This window comes from Fibrella aquatica (assembly GCF_041321135.1).
In the GTDB taxonomy this organism is placed as follows: Bacteria; Bacteroidota; Bacteroidia; order Cytophagales; family Spirosomataceae; genus Fibrella; species Fibrella aquatica.
Genome location: NZ_JBGGWF010000004.1, coordinates 377,283 through 396,099, shown reverse-complemented (window position 1 = coordinate 396,099; position 18,817 = coordinate 377,283). Strand labels below are relative to the sequence as shown.

Below are 18,817 nucleotides of genomic sequence, written 5' to 3'. Positions count from 1 at the left end.
ACGTGTATTTTCTGTAGAGTAGTTCTTATCAGAAGGCCATTTTAAACCGCTTACCTTTGCCGTGCTTCGTTGTCCGTATGTACCAGATTCAAACGCATTATTCTGAACTTGATCCTTCAATTCCTGTTTTCAGCCAACCGGGTTTTTTCTTCAATGAAGAGGTGCAGTTACGGCAACAGGATAACGGTTCGTTTCATTTGCTGACAGCCTTGAATATGGTTACTCGGCAGGCCGATGCCCGCTGCGCCATTTTTGTGGATAATCAGTTGGCAATCAGTCCAAAGCTTGCCCCTTTCGGGTCTGTTGAGTTTACCAGCACCCTGCCTGAACGTACACTGACTGAGCTGATTGATACCCTGGAAGACGAAGTGACTCGAATGGGATTGCCAGTACTTCGCCTCATCAATTATCCGCATTGTTATGCTCCGCAACAAGCCGAACGGCTGGCTCAGGAGCTACAGCGAAGGAACTACAAACTAGTTGATCAGCTAACTAATTTCCACCTCCCGGTAACGCTCGATCCATTGTCTGCACGCATGCACCTGTCGGAACGGCGGCGGCTTGCTAAATGCAATCGGGCCAATTTTTCGGTATCGTTATGGATTAACCCGTCTATTGCGGAGGTAATTCAGTTTATTCAGCATAGTCGCCGCCAGAAAGGGTATACGCTAACCATCACCCCCGAGCGTTTGGCTCACTTGCTGACCCGTTTCCCCGATCAATACCCGGTCTTTGTTGTTCGCGACGGAATCAACGTTGCCGCGCTAACCGTAGCCGTTCGGGTACGTCCTGATATTCTGTACAATTTTTTGCCCGCCGATGATCTGACCTACCGTGTGTATAGTCCGGCGGTGATGCTAACGCAGGGGCTTTATCAGTACTGTCAGCAGGAAAATATTCAGTTGCTTGATTTAGGCGTTTCGGTTGATGAGCACCGGCTGCCAAAGCTTGGACTGATGCGATTCAAACGAAATTTGGGCGCTCATGAGTCGCCCAAGATGGTTTGGGAAAAACGCTTCTGACACATGCTTCAAGAAGCTTAGCCAATAGCCACTTTTTTCAGAATTGAATCAATGACTTGCAGGGACGTGATGCCGTCGGCTTCGGCCTCGTAGTTGAGCAGCACCCGATGATTGAACACATCCGGACATACTTCCTTGATGTCTTCAGGCAATACGTAATCGCGCTGATCGAAATAAGCCACTGCTTTGGCGGCCAGGTTCAGGTGAATACTGGCCCTGGGCGATACGCCGTACTGAATGTATCGGGCTTCGTCGCGCAGACCGTAATCGAGGGGGCGGCGGGTGGCAAAAACAAGCTCGATAATGTACCGTTCCAGCGATTCTGAAATATTGACCTGGTTTATGTCGTCACCAATCGCAAAAACGTCGTCTTTATCCAGAATAGGTTGTACTTCGTAGTTGAAGTTCATGTTCGACATGCGGCGCATCACCTCCAGTTCGTCGTCTTTGCTCAGATAATCGACAAAGACTTTCATCATGAATCGGTCAACCTGTGCTTCGGGTAGTGGGTACGTTCCTTCCTGTTCAACCGGGTTTTGGGTGGCTAACACCAGAAAGGGCCGGTCGAGAATGAACGTCTCTTCGCCGATGGTTACCTGCTTTTCCTGCATAGCTTCCAGTAGGGCCGATTGCACTTTGGCGGGCGACCGGTTTATTTCATCGGCCAGAATGAGGTTGGCAAAAACGGGCCCTTGCTTTACCTCGAAATCGAACGTACGCTGATTATAAATCATCGTACCTATCAGATCGGCCGGCAAGAGGTCGGGTGTGAATTGAATACGTTGAAAATCAAGCTGTAAAACTTTAGCAAGCGTGTTGATCGTCAGGGTTTTGGCTAGTCCGGGTACACCTTCGAGCAGAATATGTCCACCCGTAAACAGGCCAATAAGCAGCCGGTTGATGAGGCTATCCTGCCCCACCACGACTTTGCCAATTTCGGTGCGCGCCCGGCTAATTTGAGAATGGTAAGACATAAATAAAGTTTACTGTTTTCTGTTTAGTGTTTTCTGTTGCGTTGCCAAAGCGCGGATTGCTGAATTAGCAGCGCAACAGAAAACACTAAACAGAAAACAGTAAACTATTTTTTCGATGCCCTGACGCTGCGGTCTTTGCCGTGAATGTCTTTGTAGACCTGTACACTGGCAAATCCGCGTTCGTCGAAAACGGCTTTGGTTGCCTCGCCGAACCGCTCGTTTATTTCTACGTAACAGATGCCCGTTTCTGATAAATGGGAAGCGGCAAAATCGGCCACCGCCTTGTAAAAAATCAGGGGATCGGCGTCGTCGACGAACAGCGCAACGTCGGGTTCGTAAGCCAGCACGTTACGATCCATCAGCGCCGCTTCGGAACGGGTCACGTAGGGTGGGTTGCTCACAATGCAGTCGAAAAGGTCAACCATGTTTTCAGGTACGTTCAGGATATCCTGAATCTGAAAGTTGACATCGGCCTGTAACGTGTCGGCATTTCGGCGGGCCGTAGATAGGGCTTCCTCCGATACGTCCCAGCCTGTCACGTCTGATTGTGGCAGAAAGCGGGCGAGTGTAACGGCCAAACAGCCACTGCCTGTGCCAATATCGATTACCCGTACGGGGCGCTCGGTCATATCGGCAAAGTCGTGCATGATAAGGCGAATCAGGTCTTCGGTTTCAGGACGCGGAATCAGCACGTCTGACGAAACCTCAAATTCAAGGCCGCAGAAGATGGTGGTGCCAATCACGTGCTGAATGGGCTCCTGCCGGTTTAGTCGCTCAATAATGCGGAACCAGTCGGGTTCGGTGCGGTTAGTGGGCAGGGCACGGTCGGCTAGCACGTCGGCCTTACGGAGACCAAAGTAGTGATCGAGCAGCATAAACGCCATTTCCCGCGCTTCTTCGGGTGGGTAGGCGATGATGTTACGGCTAAGTTGCTGATAAAGGGGTCGGGCAGTACTGGCCATACGACAAACGGGTGTTTGGCTCAAAAATAGGGAAGTTTTCCCGGTTGCCGTTATGGAAACACTGAACCTGACAGAACCAACAGGAATTACAGGTACGTCTACCCGCTTATATTTGGCTTTTTCTCTTTGTAAATCATGACAAAACAAACCATTCTCTCCGGTTCTCCCTGGGAAGACAAAGTTGGTTATTGCCGCGCGGTTCGCGTTGGTAATCTCATTGAAGTATCGGGTACGGTAGCCATTGTTGATGGCGTGACGGTGAAGGCAGACGATGCTTATGCCCAGACCGTCAATATCATCGAGCGCATTGGTAAGGTGCTGGAAGAAGCTGGTGCCAGTCTGAATGAGGTGATACGGACCCGGATTTTCACCACCGACATTGGCCGATTCGAGGATATTGCCCGGGCTCACGGACAGTTCTTCAGCGAAATTAAACCCACGACCGGTATGTACGGCATCAGTCAGTTGGTGGGCCCGGAATATTTGGTTGAGATTGAATTTACGGCCGTAATCAGCGCATAGCGTGCTGAATAAAAAATGCCGCTGTCGGCCCGTAAAGGCTAACAGCGGCATTTTATCAGGATTGATAAAGAAATACTAAGCCTCTACTTCCAGACTTCGCTGACGGACCACTTCGTAAAGTACCACACCCGTGGCTACCGATACGTTGAGTGATCCCACCTGACCAAGCAGGGGAATTTTTACGTGGTTATCGACTGCCCGCAGAATTTCGGGCGAGATACCATCATCTTCTGATCCCATCACAATGGCGAGTGGGCCTTTCACGTCGGTAGTCTGCGCGTACAGGTCGCGGTGCGATTTTTCGGTACAGGCTATCACTTGAACCCCCGACTTTTGCAGGAACTTGATGGTGTCGACCAGGTCAAATTCGCGGCAAACCGAGATGTGGTTCAACGCGCCCGACGAGGTTTTCATGGCGTCGGAATTGATGGCGGCCGACCCTTTTCCGGGAATGACAATGCACTGTACACCGGCACACTCGGCGGTGCGGGCAATGCCCCCGAAGTTACGAACATCGGTAATGCGGTCGAGCAGGAGCAGGAACGGAACCTCACCGCGTTCGTGTACATCGGCCATTACGTTCGACAGTTTCACGTACTGAACGGCAGCGACCAGACACACAACGCCCTGGTGGTTTTTGCGGGTCAGCCGGTCCAGCTTTTCAACAGGTACACGCTGAATGGTAACGCGGTTCTGGTAAGCAAGCGCCTGAATATCAGGGTTGCTCAACTCCTTCTCCATATATAGCTTATCGATCTGCTGGCCAGAACGCAGCGTTTCGATCACCGTCTGAATACCATACACGATTTCGTCTGATTCGGGCCGAGGCGTATTATGCCGGAAATCAGGGCGAGGCTTATCGTATCCGCCGGAACGGGGCGGACGAGAGCCTGATTCCGATGACTCTGAGCGCTCTGTCCGGGATGTTGGGCGTTCTGTTGTTTTATGATCGTCGGATGATGCTTCCCGGTCACGGTTGGCAAAAGGACCACGCCCTTCTTCACGACGGCGATCGAATGACCGTCCCGAGGGTCGTTCAGTGGCGGGGCGGTTGGCGGGGCGTCGTTCGGGCGTGCCACGCTCAGGTACGTCCTGACTGGCTGAGGGACGCGAACGGCCCACGGGTGATTGCGAACGGTCGGGTTCGTCGGTCCGGGTAAAATCGCGGGGGCGGTCGTCGTCAAACGACTCGTCGGAACGATTGGTATCTGTATTTACTCGCGAATTGCGCCGGTTCTCCATGCTTCTACTATTGGGTACCAAATGGGCTGATATTCGCTGTAGCGCACCAGTTCATAGTGGTCCTCGACAAATTGATTTTGCTTTCTATTAAATGTAAAATTTACTTCCGACAAATTGCTTCGGCGGTTGTAGACCCATACCTCCCGGTCGCGGCTACGCTGCACCCGGTCGGGCGAACCCAGAATAATGTAGATCATGCCCTTGTCTGTTTTCCAGCCCTCTTTATAGGTGGTAAACAGTTGATTGGCATCTTCTACACGATTGTAATAGGCGCTAATAGCCTTTTTTGCCACGTCTTCATTACCTGCCATCAGCGACAGCCAATAGCGGTCAAGGGCTTTTTTTGCTTCTTTGGTGTTATTCAGTTCCGCAATTTCAGTTCCCGTACTCATATAAAGCAATGGCTTCACCAATCGTTCGGGGCGGGTCATTTTCGGGTAACGCATATCGGTCGCCATAAGCCCTAATCCAGACAGGTCAGTCGTGTCGGCCATGAAATAATACAGCCCTTCGCCCGGCAACCGAATTGGTTCATTGGTAGACACCACCATCAGTGAATCAACGTTCAGCGTCCGGGAGGCAGGGCGTTGGGTCGAGGTCATGGGTGGCAACGCCGGGTCGAACTCGTGCTTATACCGGTAAGCAAACAGATTCCGCTTCGTTCCCAGCATATCGCGGATGACTACGGTGTCTTGCGCCCGCACAAAGTTACGCATTTGAGGCAGGCTACCGGTAGCGTCGAAAACGGCGTATTGATCAGAAAGACGGGTGGGTTTGAAGTGCAGCGGCAAATCGTTCAGTGATTTTTTGCCGGTTCCGGTCTCGGAAATCTCGGTCAGTAGCACGGCGTTGGTTGCCCCTTTTGGCCGATTGATGGTGAACATGAGCATCAGCCGGTCATTCACCGTTGTGATAGCTTCAGGCGTGATGGGCACGTTACCGTAACCAAGCCGTTCGCGGTTATTATAGTCGGGATAAATGACATAATTCACCACAAACCGTTCCCGAAATGTCTCGGCCGACATGGGTTGTCCGTTGGGCTGGGTGGTTGTCACCTGCAGAAATACCCGAATACCCGTGGTGTCGATGGTCATAAACTTGCCTTTGATGGCTAACACCGCCCATTCGCTGCCCGGTTGTTCCGGGTTTGTAGGCGCATTGCTGACCGGGTTCGACGGAGCGGGTCGTGCACTTGTGTTGGGCCGCGAACCCGTATTCGATCGCGACTGATTAGGGTCTGACGTCATTGGCCGGGTACGTGCTGGCTGTTGCGCCGTAGACGACTGGCTGGGCATTGGAAACTGAGGCTTTTGAGGAGCGCAGGCTGCCAGAAAGGCTATAATCGGAAGTAGAAGGAAACTACGCATGAAGTAAGAGCTTGTCATTGTCGGGCATAGTACTGGATGGTGGGCGCTGGATAGCAGATTAAAACGGGTGATAACCAATTGGCTACCCTGTTGTGCAGAAGCGCCCGTTAGTTAAACGAATAACCCTGTTCCTTTCGTTTGGTTCAGCGCCTTTAGCTGCCCGAAATCTGCTCAAATCTACCAACAGATTGTTGTTTGGGAAGAAGGATGAGAAATGTTGCAGGTCATCTTCTGGCTTATTGGTCTAAGCAACGCTTTTTAGACAGAATTTGCAGGGTTTGACTTTGCTTTATTTCCTGGCCAATTTAACTGTTTGAATAAGCAGCGCTTTTGTCATCCTGACCGCACCGGCGGACCGGTCGGGATGACAAAAGCGCTGCTTTCCCTGACATGAAGAAGGCTCCAGATTAGTGGAGCCTTCTTCATGTCAGGGAAAGATCAATTTCTGAATTTACGGAATTTGCTTTTTTGCTTCTTAGCCGGTGCGTCTTCAACAAGGTCGGCTCGGGTATCACTCAGGAGCTTCTTGGCCAAATCGGGGCGGTTGAGTTTCGCGAGCCGGTTTTTAATCCAGCCCCTGAACTCGTTTTTGTACCAGAAGAAATAGTTGTTCTGATTCTGTTTTTCCTCCTTCGTTTTGGCGGTGTGTACAGGCTGCAACGTGTAGGGATGAACGCCCGTGTAGTAGATCACCTCGGCCACCGTCATTGGAGTAGGGGTGAAGTCCTGCACCTGTTCGAGGCGGAAGCCTAAATCCTTGGTTTCAGCGGCGAGGTTCGCCATGTCCTGCTCTTCGCAGCCGGGGTGCGAACTGATGAAGTACGGAATCAACGGCTGATTCAGGTTGTGCTTATCCTGAATCTGATCATACTTCTCCTTGAACTTCCTGAAATACTTGAACGACGGTTTCCGCATTACTTTCAGCGTAGCATCCGATGTATGTTCGGGCGCTACTTTCAACCGACCAGATACGTGGCGCGTTACGAGTTGCTCCATGTACTCGTCGTGGTTACCGTCGGCGTTGTTCTTGTTGAAATCATCGACCAGCAAATCGTAACGTACCCCAGAACCGACGAATGCTTTCTTAATCTCGGGATGAGCGTCTACTTTCTGGTAAATGCTGGTCAGCGGTTTGTGCGACGTATCGAGGTTCGAACAGATAACCGGGTTGATGCAGCTTGGCGCCTGACAACGGGCGCAGATCGATTCGTCTTTGCCCTTCATGCGGTACATGTTGGCCGACGGACCGCCCAGATCAGAAATGTAGCCTTTGAACTCGGGGTGTTTCGTGATCTCGTCCACCTCTTTCATAATCGACTCTTCCGAGCGCGACGCCACAAATTTGCCCTGATGGGCCGAAATGGTGCAGAAGCTACAGCCGCCAAAACAGCCCCGGTGCATGTTGACCGAGAACTTGATCATGTCGTAGGCTGGAATTGGTCCCCGGTTCTTGTATTTCGGGTGCGGCAGGCGGGTGTAGGGCAGATCGAATGATTTGTCCATCTCAACCTCGTCCATCGTCTTGAACGGTGGATTGATCACCAGCGTGCGGTTACCCACTTGCTGCAGAATCCGGTTCGCCTGCCATTTGTTCGATTCTACTTCGACGATTTTGAAGTTGGACGCATACTTGATTTTATCCTGCAAACACACTTCGTGACTCGCCAGCGAAACCGTAGACCAGCTTTCGTGCTCAGGTACGGCGCTCGTGTCATCCATGTAAGCGATCTGGTTCACTTCACGTACCTGGTTAAGGGGCACGCCGCTCTTTACCAGTCGTAGAATCTCGCGCAGGGGCTGCTCGCCCATACCATACACCAGCAAGTCGGCGCCCGAATCTTCGAGAATCGTCGGCATCAGCCGGTCTTGCCAATAATCGTAATGCGTTACCCGACGGAGCGACGCTTCGATACCGCCGATGAGAACAGGTACATCGGGATAAATTTCTTTTAGAATTTTGGTATACACCGTGGTGGCATAGTCTGGTCGGAAACCAGCCTCGCCGCCGGGGGTGTAACTATCGTTGGACCGGAGCCGTTTGTTGGCGGTGTAATGGTTCACCATTGAATCCATACAGCCAGCCGTAACGCCGAAGAAATACTTTGGCTTACCCAGTTTTTTGAAGTCGCGCAGATCGTCGCGCCAGTTTGGCTGGGGAATGATGGCAACTCTAAAGCCCTCGCTTTCGATGATTCGACCAATAACAGCCGTGCCAAACGATGGGTGGTCCACGTAAGCGTCACCCGAGATCAGAATCACATCAACCTCGTCCCAGCCTCGCTGCTCAACCTCTTTCTTCGTAATGGGTAACCAATGGGTAATTGGCCGTTCGCGGATTGTGATCATTCGACAAAAATAAGCGTTAGTCGTGCTTTGTTGATTGGGGAACAACGCAGGAAAAGGCCAACAAGTTTGGTGTTTAGGACATTGGATGTTGGATAATAGACGCTGGATATTGGTCATCACAGAGGCTTGTTAATAGCCGTTTATTCTTCAGCATCAAACATCCAGCGTCCAATGTCTCCAACTCTTGTAGTTACTAGCTGAAGTTTAGTAAACAGCATTGGGATCACAGAGTTAACTACTTATAACCTGCTCGAATTAACCTGTTTATTAATGAAATATATAGTTCTTCTTCTTCTTTCTGGGGTCGTGGCAATAAACGCATCTGTTTGCCCTGTAATGGCTCAACAGCCTACACCTGCATCGTCTGGTGTTTTGAAAGCGCTGGGTATGCAACCGGATACCACGCGGCCTATTGCCCCAACTCGCCCCGATACCACACAGCTTAATTCAGCCGATCGGCTCGATACTACCCGGCGGGCATCTGTAACCAAACCAATTGCTGCTGATAGTACCCAACCCAAACCGGTCATGACCGAAACGGCGGTTCCTATTGGGGCTCAATCGAACGCTCAGCCCACTACATCGGTAAATAGCACGTCGAGGTCAGGTACGTTGCGGGGGCGTTTGGTGGCAACTTCGGGCGGAAAAACGATACCCATTGAATTTGCCAGTATTGGCCTGTTTCGGGCTCGCGATTCCAGCTCGGTTACAGGAGCCTTGACCGATGAAACCGGTGCTTTTGTGATTCCTAATCTGGCTCCCGATGTTTATTACGCATTGGTGCAAAGCCTCGGTTACGCGCCTAAACGGGTTTCCCGCATCACGGTCAGCGCCGACAAAGCCAGTGTTAATTTAGGCGATGTGGTATTAGCCGAAACTGCGCGGCAACTTCAGGAAGTAGTAGTGCAGGGGCAGCGGGCAGCCTTCGAATATTCGCTCGACAGGAAGATTGTCAATGCCGACCAGCTACCTATTGCTCAGGGTGGTTCAGCCATCGATATTTTGCAGAACGTACCGTCGGTTACCGTCGATGTCGACGGAGCGTTGAGTCTGCGTGGTAGTGGCAACGTGATTGTGCTGATTGACGGAAAACCCTCGGGACTGACGGGCATTGACCGGCAGGCAGTGCTGGAGCAGATTCCGGCCAGTAACATTGAGCGGGTCGAGATTATTACCAATCCGTCGGCGCGTTATGATGCTGATGGAGCTGCCGGCATTATCAATATTGTGCTTAAAAAAGAACGGGCACCAGGTTTCAACGGAACGGTTCAGGTCAACGTGGGTACGCGCGATAAGTACAACGCGTCGGTCAATCTGAATGCCCGGTTCAAGAAACTGAACCTGTTTGGAAACTACAATTTCCGGGATACCCGCCGTTTTCAATACCGTGTTTCTGACCGTCAGAACCTCTTCACTGATTCGACAAGCTACCTCTCGCAGCGCAACGACGCTATTCGCCGGGGCGTGAACAACAACCTTCGGCTCGGATTTGACTATACACTGTCTGATCGTGACAACATTACCATGTCGGCCCTCTATCGGCCCGAATACAGTTACGATTCAGAAGTAGAAACCTTTAATACACAGGATGGAAATCGGCTGTCGTTGGGACAAACACTGCGTATCACTGAAGAGCGGGAGCCGGAACGGGGATTGGATTATACGGTAGGATACCGCCGCACGTTCGACAAAGAAGGTCGTACACTGTCAGTAGATGGCACCCTATCCACGAATCGAGGCACCGAAAATCAGGCATTCTCGAATACAACTACCCTGCCCGAGACCTTGCTAACACCGAATTTCCTGATCGGTCAGCAACGCGCCCGCAATACGGGCGATAACCGGGTAGGCGTGTTACAGGCCGATTTTGTGGAACCACTCAAAAACAAGCAGCGGTTCGAGACGGGCCTGAAATACACCTACCGCCGCCTGGGGGCCGATTATGTTTTTGAAAACCAACTCGACCAAGGATGGGTGGTCAACACAGACATCAGCAATAATTTTATTTATAACGAAGGCACGAGCGCGGCCTACGTCAATTTTGGAAACGAACTGAAGAAATTCAGCTATCAGGCCGGGTTACGGACCGAGTATACTACAATCACAACTGATCAGCGCACCACGAGTCAGCAGAGCAAGAACGATTATATCTACGTGTTTCCCAGTGCCTTCCTGAATTACAACCTGAGTCAGGCGCAGAAGCTACAGGTAAACTATACCCGGCGCATCAACCGCCCGTCGGTGCGGTCACTTAACCCGTTTGTCGACTTGTCTGACCCGCTCAATATCAGGTTTGGTAACCCGCTGTTGAGCCCGGAACTGATCAATTCGTTTGAGCTGAGCTACCTCTGGAATGGCAAAGCGACTTCGGTAACGTCTTCGCTGTTTTACCGGCAAACGAATAACGAAATCACGAATTACCGCACCCTGCGCGAGGATGGCATCACCGAGCAAACCTCGCTGAACCTGAACCGGTCACAGAACTACGGGCTGGAAGTGGTGGCCAATCAAGACATCACCAGTTGGTGGAAAGTGAACGGCACTTTCACATTCTTCCAGCGATCGATTCAGGCGAGTGTGGACGTACCTGGCATTCTGACCCGCACCAACCGTAGCTGGACCGGCCGCATCACCACTGACCTTCGCCCCGCAAAAGGAACTGCCATTCAGATTGCGGCCAACTACCGGTCGCCGTTTATTGTGGCGCAGGGAACGATCAACAGTTTTTTCAACGTAGATATCGGCGTCAAACACGACGTGCTGAAGGGGCGAGGAACGGTCAACCTTCGGGTGAGCGATATATTCAACACCCTTCAATTCCAAAGCGACACATTCGGTCCCAACTTCCTGTCGACCAGTTTGGGTAAGCGCGAAAGTCGAATCGGGTTCATTGGCTTTAGCTACCGCTTAAGCCGCCAACTGACAAAAGAAACCGAGCGTGAGGACGACGATTCCCGCCGCGATAATCCAGCGGGTGATATTGACTTCAACAATTAACGGCGTATACGGCTTTTCCGGATCAGCGTCGTAATTTTGGGGTACTTATGTACAAGACCACGGAAATAACCTCCGCCGACATTGCGTCGGATAATCCCGTTCACCAACGGCTGCTGTTTCCTTATACCGAAGCGGCGAAGATCGTCAGCGGTAATGTACTCGAAATCGGTTGTGGATGGGGGCGTGGCCTGCACCTGCTTACCGAGGCGGCCGATCAGTATACGGGGATCGACAAGAATGCCGAACTGATCGATGCGCTGGGCAAGGCATACCCCCAATCGACCTTTATTCAGGCCAATATTCCGCCGCTGTCGACGCTCCCCGACAATACGTTTGATTACATTGTCACGTTTCAGGTGATCGAGCACATCGAAAACGACGACCTGTTTGTGAAGGAATGTTACCGGGTGTTAAAGCCGGGTGGGCAACTGTTGCTAACCACGGTAAACAAAACGTTCTCACTGACGCGCAACCCCTGGCACGTGCGCGAATACCTGGCCGATGAGCTAAAGAACCTGATAGGCAAGTATTTCCCAACGGTAGAAACGCGGGGTGTACATGGCAACGAAAAGGTGATGACCTATTACGCTCAGAATAAGGCGTCGGTTGAGAAATTCACGCGTTGGGATATACTCGATCTGCAACACCGTCTGCCCCGTCGACTGCTTCAGATTCCGTACGATCTAATGAACCGCATGAACCGTAATCGCCTGCTCCAGCAAGACGGCCTGGCCTCAGAGATCGACTACACCGATTACCTCGTCAGCCAAAACCCCGCCGGTAGTCTGGATTTCTTTTACATAGGAAAGAAGAGATAAGAAGTGAGAAACGAGAGTCAAGAGGTGCTTCGCTAACCAGCATGTTGTGTCATTAGCGAAGCACCTCTTGACTCTTTTTTCTCACTTCTTGTCTCTTCTTTACTTAAAGCTCCCCACCATGGCGTTATGCAACGTCTTGGGCGACCAGTAGCCGCTGGCGATGATGCGGCGGACGCTTTGGAGTGGGTATTGCTCGTCGCGCTTTTTCTCCGATAATTGGTAGGAGGCCAGGTATCCGATTTTCTGCAATTCAGCGGCGGCTTCGTGATTCCATAGGCCAAACGGGTACACGAAATACTTCACCGGTTTGCCCGTAATGTCCTCCAGTTTCTTCTTGGGTTCTACTGCCTGCGTCACCCAATCTTCGGCCGTGTATTTCTTGGTGTTGTGGTGATCCCAGGTGTGGCAGCTGATCTCGTGGCCACGATCGGCCAGATCTTTAATCTGTGTTTTATCCATGTACGGCTGCTTTCCCCGGCGACCAATGGCCACGGTCATAATGCCGAACATGGCTTTGAATTTATGCTTGTCCAGCACGGGTAATGCATTTTCGTACTGATCCAGATCGCCATCGTCGAAGGTCAGAAATACGGGCTTGTCGGGCAATGCCGCGCCTGTAGTCATGTAAGCATACAGTTGGTCTGCCGTAATGGCGTTGTACCCGCTGTCGGCCAGCATCTGCATCTGCCGGGTAAATACGTCGGTCGGGCAGATGTAGTCCTTCGCACTTTTCGAGTCTGAGCCACGCCAGTCACGAATCTGGTGATAGCATAGAATTGGCACCTGTTTGCGGGCTAATATGGTGGCTGCATCGGCGATTTTACCAGCAGGAATGGTCGTAGGGTTGCTCGTGGGTACGTCTGTAGCTGCGGTTTCGGTAGTTACTGAGGTTGCTGAGGCGGCGGTTTCTACGGGCGGGGTAGCGGTGGCGTTACCTTCATCGACGTTTTTACTTTTTACGCCGCAGCCCAGGGCTAATGAAGCCAGTAGGGCTGTTGTCAGGAGAGGTTTGTACATGAATTGGAATCGATACGTTTTGTCAAAATTAGCTAAAACTGTATCGGGTATATATAGTCCATGAAGTTTATATAGAGTATTGCGATGAGATCGTCATTTCCTGAATAGCTAACGGACTGGAAGCCAACGTACCTGACAGACGATTTGTTGACAATGACATTTGTTCTACAGATATAGTAGAATAAATTACTCACAACCATTTCTCGGAATAAGCTAACTACCACAGTGTCAGCGTATGGTACAATAGTTGTTCAAATGATAATGTAATCAATAAATACAGTAAACTAAACCCAACTTAAGCTATGGCAACGATTGGAAAACAAATCGCCGATTTCTTCTCTGGAGACTCATCTGCTGATAATGATGAAGGGCTGCGTGGCCTTTTCGTAAACGAGTTGAAAGGTATTTATTACGCTGAGAAAACACTGCTCGATAATATGCCAAGCTTGGCCGACGCAGCTACAACCGATCAGGTACGTCAGGCATTCCAGCTACACATAGAAGAAACCCGCAATCAGGTTGTCCGGCTTGAGCGGGTTTTCCAAAGCATTAATGAGTCACCTGATACAATGACCTGCAACGCTATTGATGGCTTGGCCGACGATGCCGATGTAGTGATCAGCAATACGGAGACAGGTTCGCTCACCCGTGATGCCGCTCTGATTATCGCCGGTCAGAAAGTAGAACATCATGAGATTGCCGCATATGGATCATTGCATTCACTGGCGCAGTTGCTTGGCTATACAGAAGCCGCTCAACTGATTGAGCAAACATTGCAGGAAGAGAAAAATACCGACAAAAAGCTGACGCAACTGGCCGAAACGTTTGTCAACGAACGGGCGAAGTCAGAAGGAAATGCTGATTCGAACTATGCCAGTCCGAATCGTCGCAACTCGTTCGGAGACGATGATGATTTGCTTAACACCAACACGGGCAGCGCAAGCGGTGTTCGTTCAGGCTATGCCAGTGGTGCTACCTATCAAAGTGGCTCGGCTGTAGGTGACTCAACTACTTACGGTACCGACGTACCATCTGGCGGTTCGGGAACCTTGGGTTACTCGTCGGGTCGTGAAGGCTCAACGGGCAATGCTACATCGGGCGGTACGCTCGGTATTTAACGATACGCTTTTCGGATACTTCCTCTATAAAAAAAACTCCCCGCCTGTGATAGACGGGGAGTTTTGCTTTGTAACGTAACACGGACTTTAGTCCGTTTTTTCACTTCAGTCCGTTTTTTTATACGATATACGGACTAGGCGTCCCCGACTGAAGTCCGTGTTACACGCTTACAGCCTCGCGGTGTACCAACGCTTCGCGGTCTGGTCCGGTAGAAACAAACGCGATGGGTAAGTTGAGTTCCGCTTCCAGGTAGCTAACGTACTCAGCTAGTTCGGCGGGCATGGCGTCGAATGTACGGATACCATCCAGCGAGGTTTTCCAACCGGTAAAGTCCTTGTAGATTGGAACAACGTCCGTGTCACACAGGTCGTAGGGGAGTTGCTCAGTCACGGTGCCATCGGGAAGCTGATAGTGCGTGCATACCCGGATTGTGTCGAAAATATTCAGCACGTCGGCTTTCATCATCACCAGTTGCGTTACGCCGTTGAGCATAACCGCGTATTTCAGGGCTGGTAAGTCGAGCCAGCCGCAGCGACGGGGACGACCCGTTGTGGCTCCAAACTCACGACCTTCTTTCCGCATCAGTTCGCCGGTTTCCTCCAGCAATTCGGTCGGGAAAGGGCCACTACCCACACGGGTGCAGTAGGCTTTAAAAATACCATATACCTCACCAATCTGACCGGGAGCAATACCCAGACCAGTACAGGCGCCGGCCGCCATCGTGCTCGAACTCGTTACGAATGGATAAGAGCCAAAATCAAGATCGAGCAGTGAACCCTGTGCGCCCTCGGCCAGAACACGCTTGCCTGCCTGTAAAGCATGGTTTACGTCGTATTCGCTGTCGGTAAGTTTGAATGTTTTCAGGAATTCAACCGCCGAGAAAAACTTCTCCTCCGACTCGGCCAGTGCCGTGTAGTCGAATTGTAGCCGATCCAGAATGATTTTGTGGGCGCTGACCAGCGCATCATACTTCTGCCGGAAATTGGGCGACAGCACATCACCGATACGCAAACCCTGACGGGCTACTTTATCCTGATACGTAGGGCCAATTCCGCGCAGGGTCGACCCAATCTTGGCGGCACCTTTGGCTTGCTCATAAGCCGCATCGAGCAGGCTATGACTAGGCACAATCAGCGAAGCCTTCTTTGAAATGATCAGGTTAGCGTGCAAATCCAGGTTGTACTTAGCCAGTCCGTCAATCTCGCGCCGAAAAACGATCGGGTCAAGTACCACGCCGTTACCGATAATATTAAGGGCATCGGGCCGGAAAATGCCGGATGGAATTTGGTGGAGTACGTGTTTGAATCCGTCGAATTCAAGCGTATGCCCGGCATTAGGACCACCCTGAAAACGCGCAACAACCTGATATTGCGGCGCAAGCACGTCCACAATTTTTCCTTTACCCTCGTCGCCCCATTGGAGGCCTAATAATACGTCTACCATTTCAATTCGGAATAATTCAGAACGCTTCGCTACACGTCCATCTTTATTTAAGCGAAAGTTGTATTCGGTTTATACCTCGGCGGGACTGGCGGGTTCGCCTTGCCGGTCTTTTTCGCCTTCACGGCGATTGTCGCATGGGTCACGCTGGCATGATCCGTAGAAAATCAGCGAATGGTGCATGACATTAAACTTCAGCATATCGCCCACCATATTCTGAATATTCTGAACGCGGGGATCGCAAAATTCCATCACCTTATGGCAATCGGTGCAAATCAGGTGATCGTGTTGCCGGTAGCCATATGATTTCTCGTACTGCGCCAGATTGCGACCAAACTGATGTTTCGTCACCAAATCGCAGTCAACCAGAACATCGAGCGTATTATACACCGTGGCCCGACTAACCCGATAATTTTTGTTTTTCATCGAGATATACAGTTCATCCACGTCGAAATGGTCGGCGCGGTTGTATATCTCTTCCAGTATGGCGAACCGTTCGGGGGTTTTCCGGAGACCTTTATTCTCCAGATACGCCCTTAGAATGGTCTTCGCCGAGTCGATATTCGCTTGATTGGGAGCAGACATAGGGCAAAAGTAATTAAGAGTTAAGAATTAAGAGTGAAGAATTGAGACTTGCTCCGCTTAACTCAAGTAGTCTAAGTTTGGCAGAGCAACTCTTAATTCTTAATTCTTCACTCTTAATTCAATCGAATCGTACCACATCGAACACACCATCAACGCGTTCCAGTTTTCGCATCAGGGTGTCGAGGTGGCTGGTGTCGTTCACATAAAGCTTAATATTTCCCTCGAAGATGCCATCTTTCGAGTCAATCGTGACTGAGCGCATGTTGATGTTCAGTTCATTACTGATGACGCGCGTTACGTCGTTAACGAGTCCCATGCGGTCGGTGCCCGTAATACGTAGACCAGCCAGAAAGGCCAGTTCTTTCTGTGACGTCCATTTCGCTTTGATGATCCGATTACCGTGATTCGACATCAATTCGACGGCGTTGGGGCAGCTAACCCGGTGAATTTTAATACCATCCATCACGGTGACAAAACCAAACACATCGTCGCCGGCAATGGGGTTACAACATTTCGAGAGCGTGTAATCGATCTTATCCAGGTCTTCGCCAATCAGAAGCGTATCGCTGTCTGTACGTTCACCGTGAATCTTTTTAAGCTCGCGGGTTACTGTTTTGCCATCCTGCACTCCATCGGTATTTACCTTGTTGGCGCGGTTTTCTTTGGCTTCCTTATCTGCCTTGAACTTGGTGAGCTCTTTTACCTCAATGTGCCCTTTGCCAACGCGGTAATAAAAATCGCTCGTTGTTTTCGACCCGAAGTAGGCCCGAATCTGATTGACCAGTTCATTGGTCATTTCCATTCGCATGATTTTCAGGCGTTTGGTAATCAGTTCTTTACCATCGGTAATGTAGCGTTTGTTATCTTCCTTGATCAGGTCTTTGATCTTGGTTTTGGCTTTCGAGGTCACCACAAACCGAAGCCAGTCTTCTTTGGGCTTCTGCTTGTTCGACGTAATGACCTCTACCTGATCGCCGTTTTGCAGCACATGGCTCAACGGCACCAATACATTGTTGACCTTGGCCGCCATACAACGCGCTCCAATCTGCGTGTGAATCTCAAACGCAAAATCCAGGGCGGTGGCCCCGCGTTGCAATACTTTCAGTTCACCTTTGGGCGTGAAGACGAAAACTTCTTCGCTGTATAGGTTGCTCCGGAAATCATCCAGAAATTCAATAGCGCCGGTTCGATCACCTTTCTCCGACGTTTCCAGCATTTCACGTACCTGTCCAATCCAGGAGTCAATGCCGGCTCCGGTGCGGGTGTCGTTGCCTTTGTATTTCCAGTGGGCTGCATAGCCTTTCTCGGCAATCTCGTTCATCCGTTCGGTACGAATCTGCACCTCTACCCACTGCCCCAGCTTACTCATCACCGTTGTGTGGAGCGACTCATAGCCGTTGGCGCGGGGCGTACTGATCCAGTCTTTCAACCGGTCGGGGTTAGGTTTGTAATGATCCGTAACGATCGAGTAGGCACGCCAACAAGCGGCTTTTTCCTGCTCGACAGGTACGTTCAGAATGATTCGGACCGCAAATAGATCGTAAATCTCCTCGAACGGCTTCTTCGATTTGTTCAGCTTGTTCCAGATCGAATAAATCGATTTTGGGCGCCCCTTGATTACATACGGATAGCCTGAGGCAATCAGATCGTCTTCAATGGGCTTGATGAACATATTGATGAACCGATCCCGCGACGTCTTCGTCTCGCGCAGTTTCTTCGCCGTGTCTTTATACGCTTCCGGTTCAACGTACTTCAAATACAGGTCTTCCAGTTCCGATTTGATGGCGTTCAGGCCCAATCGGTGCGCCAGTGGTGCGTAGATGTAGATCGTTTCTGAGGCAATCTTCAACTGCTTATCACGCGGCATCGAGTCGAGGGTCCGCATGTTATGCAGTCGGTCGGCCAACTTGATCAGAATAACCCGCACATCATCAGAGAGCGTAAGCAACATCTTTCTGAAGTTCTCGGCCTGCTGCGATGTGCCGTACTCAAAGATGCCCGAGATTTTAGTCAGGCCATCAATGATGCGGGCTACTTTCTGGCCAAACGTGCGCTCAATGTCGGCAATCGTGGTGTCGGTATCTTCAACAACGTCATGCAATAGGGCGGCAACAATGGATGTTGTACCCAAGCCAATTTCCTCAACGGCAATCTGGGCAACGGCAATGGGGTGGTAAATATAAGGTTCCCCCGATCGCCGACGCATCTCTTTGTGGGCTTCGGCCGAGGTGTTGAATGCCTTCTTAATGAGTTTGGCATCATTTTCTTTCAGATACGGCTTGGCAGAGCGGAGAAGCCGGCGGTATCGTTTTAAGATTTCCTGCCGCTCCAGGTCTAAATCGATGACAGGATCTACAGTAGTATTCATACAGACGTGGTGTCGTTGTTACTCGTACTACAATATAA

14 protein-coding genes are annotated in these 18,817 nt (G+C 50.9%); 5 read left to right on the top strand and 9 right to left on the bottom strand.

The window, feature by feature from the left end; all coding sequences use genetic code 11:
• The first annotated feature begins 77 nt into the window (after positions 1–77).
• Positions 78–1,022, top strand: coding sequence for a GNAT family N-acetyltransferase (locus tag ACAW87_RS12400; RefSeq protein WP_370723710.1), 945 nt, complete (start codon positions 78–80; stop codon positions 1,020–1,022).
• Positions 1,023–1,039: 17 nt separating this feature from the next.
• Here ACAW87_RS12400 and ACAW87_RS12395 read toward each other — a convergent pair whose 3' ends face one another.
• Together ACAW87_RS12395 and prmC are read right to left on the bottom strand one after the other, a co-directional pair.
• A complete protein-coding gene (locus ACAW87_RS12395) occupies positions 1,040–1,996 on the bottom strand; it encodes an AAA family ATPase (protein WP_370723709.1) in 957 nt (318 codons plus the stop codon).
• A gap of 104 nt (positions 1,997–2,100) precedes the next feature.
• Positions 2,101–2,958 carry a peptide chain release factor N(5)-glutamine methyltransferase gene (gene prmC, locus ACAW87_RS12390; RefSeq protein WP_370723708.1) on the bottom strand — a complete coding sequence of 286 codons (858 nt, stop codon included), beginning with the start codon at positions 2,956–2,958 and terminating at the stop codon, positions 2,101–2,103.
• 135 nt (positions 2,959–3,093) lie between these two features.
• Between prmC and ACAW87_RS12385 the strand changes: the two genes are divergently transcribed.
• Complete coding sequence (locus ACAW87_RS12385) at positions 3,094–3,480, top strand: RidA family protein (RefSeq protein ID WP_370723707.1); 387 nt, start codon at positions 3,094–3,096, stop codon at positions 3,478–3,480.
• 75 nt (positions 3,481–3,555) lie between these two features.
• Here the strand turns inward: ACAW87_RS12385 and rlmB are convergent, their stop codons facing one another.
• The 3 genes from rlmB to ACAW87_RS12370 all read right to left on the bottom strand — a co-directional run bounded on the left by rlmB (position 3,556) and on the right by ACAW87_RS12370 (position 8,426).
• Positions 3,556–4,722 (bottom strand): 23S rRNA (guanosine(2251)-2'-O)-methyltransferase RlmB, encoded by a 1,167-nt coding sequence (gene rlmB, locus ACAW87_RS12380; protein ID WP_370723706.1) that lies wholly within the window; start codon positions 4,720–4,722, stop codon positions 3,556–3,558.
• Positions 4,695–6,089 carry a GWxTD domain-containing protein gene (locus tag ACAW87_RS12375; protein ID WP_370723705.1) on the bottom strand — a complete coding sequence of 465 codons (1,395 nt, stop codon included), beginning with the start codon at positions 6,087–6,089 and terminating at the stop codon, positions 4,695–4,697. Before ACAW87_RS12375 ends, rlmB begins: the two co-directional genes overlap by 28 nt.
• Positions 6,090–6,527: 438 nt before the next feature.
• Entirely contained in the window at positions 6,528–8,426 is a 1,899-nt protein-coding gene (locus tag ACAW87_RS12370; protein WP_370723916.1) for a YgiQ family radical SAM protein, read from the bottom strand.
• A gap of 345 nt (positions 8,427–8,771) precedes the next feature.
• Between ACAW87_RS12370 and ACAW87_RS12365 the strand changes: the two genes are divergently transcribed.
• Positions 8,772–11,432 (top strand): TonB-dependent receptor domain-containing protein, encoded by a 2,661-nt coding sequence (locus ACAW87_RS12365; protein WP_370723704.1) that lies wholly within the window; start codon positions 8,772–8,774, stop codon positions 11,430–11,432.
• Between the two features lie 47 nt (positions 11,433–11,479).
• The gene (locus ACAW87_RS12360; protein ID WP_370723703.1) at positions 11,480–12,250 is read left to right on the top strand and encodes a class I SAM-dependent methyltransferase; all 771 of its coding nucleotides are present in this window, start codon (positions 11,480–11,482) and stop codon (positions 12,248–12,250) included.
• Positions 12,251–12,349: 99 nt separating this feature from the next.
• Here ACAW87_RS12360 and ACAW87_RS12355 read toward each other — a convergent pair whose 3' ends face one another.
• Positions 12,350–13,267 (bottom strand): polysaccharide deacetylase family protein, encoded by a 918-nt coding sequence (locus tag ACAW87_RS12355; RefSeq protein ID WP_370723702.1) that lies wholly within the window; start codon positions 13,265–13,267, stop codon positions 12,350–12,352.
• Positions 13,268–13,569: 302 nt separating this feature from the next.
• On the opposite strand from ACAW87_RS12355, the gene ACAW87_RS12350 reads away from it, so the two are divergent.
• Positions 13,570–14,385, top strand: a complete 816-nt coding sequence (locus ACAW87_RS12350) for a DUF892 family protein (RefSeq protein WP_370723701.1) — start codon at positions 13,570–13,572, stop codon at positions 14,383–14,385.
• Between the two features lie 160 nt (positions 14,386–14,545).
• Here the strand turns inward: ACAW87_RS12350 and ACAW87_RS12345 are convergent, their stop codons facing one another.
• From ACAW87_RS12345 to ACAW87_RS12335, 3 genes are all read right to left on the bottom strand, one after another.
• Positions 14,546–15,829: an adenylosuccinate synthase gene (locus tag ACAW87_RS12345; RefSeq protein ID WP_370723700.1), complete on the bottom strand. Its 1,284-nt coding sequence runs from the start codon at positions 15,827–15,829 to the stop codon at positions 14,546–14,548.
• A 69-nt stretch (positions 15,830–15,898) separates the two neighbouring features.
• Positions 15,899–16,411: a Fur family transcriptional regulator gene (locus ACAW87_RS12340; RefSeq protein ID WP_370723699.1), complete on the bottom strand. Its 513-nt coding sequence runs from the start codon at positions 16,409–16,411 to the stop codon at positions 15,899–15,901.
• Between the two features lie 118 nt (positions 16,412–16,529).
• Positions 16,530–18,779: a RelA/SpoT family protein gene (locus tag ACAW87_RS12335; RefSeq protein WP_370723698.1), complete on the bottom strand. Its 2,250-nt coding sequence runs from the start codon at positions 18,777–18,779 to the stop codon at positions 16,530–16,532.
• Between the last annotated feature and the right edge of the window lie 38 nt (positions 18,780–18,817).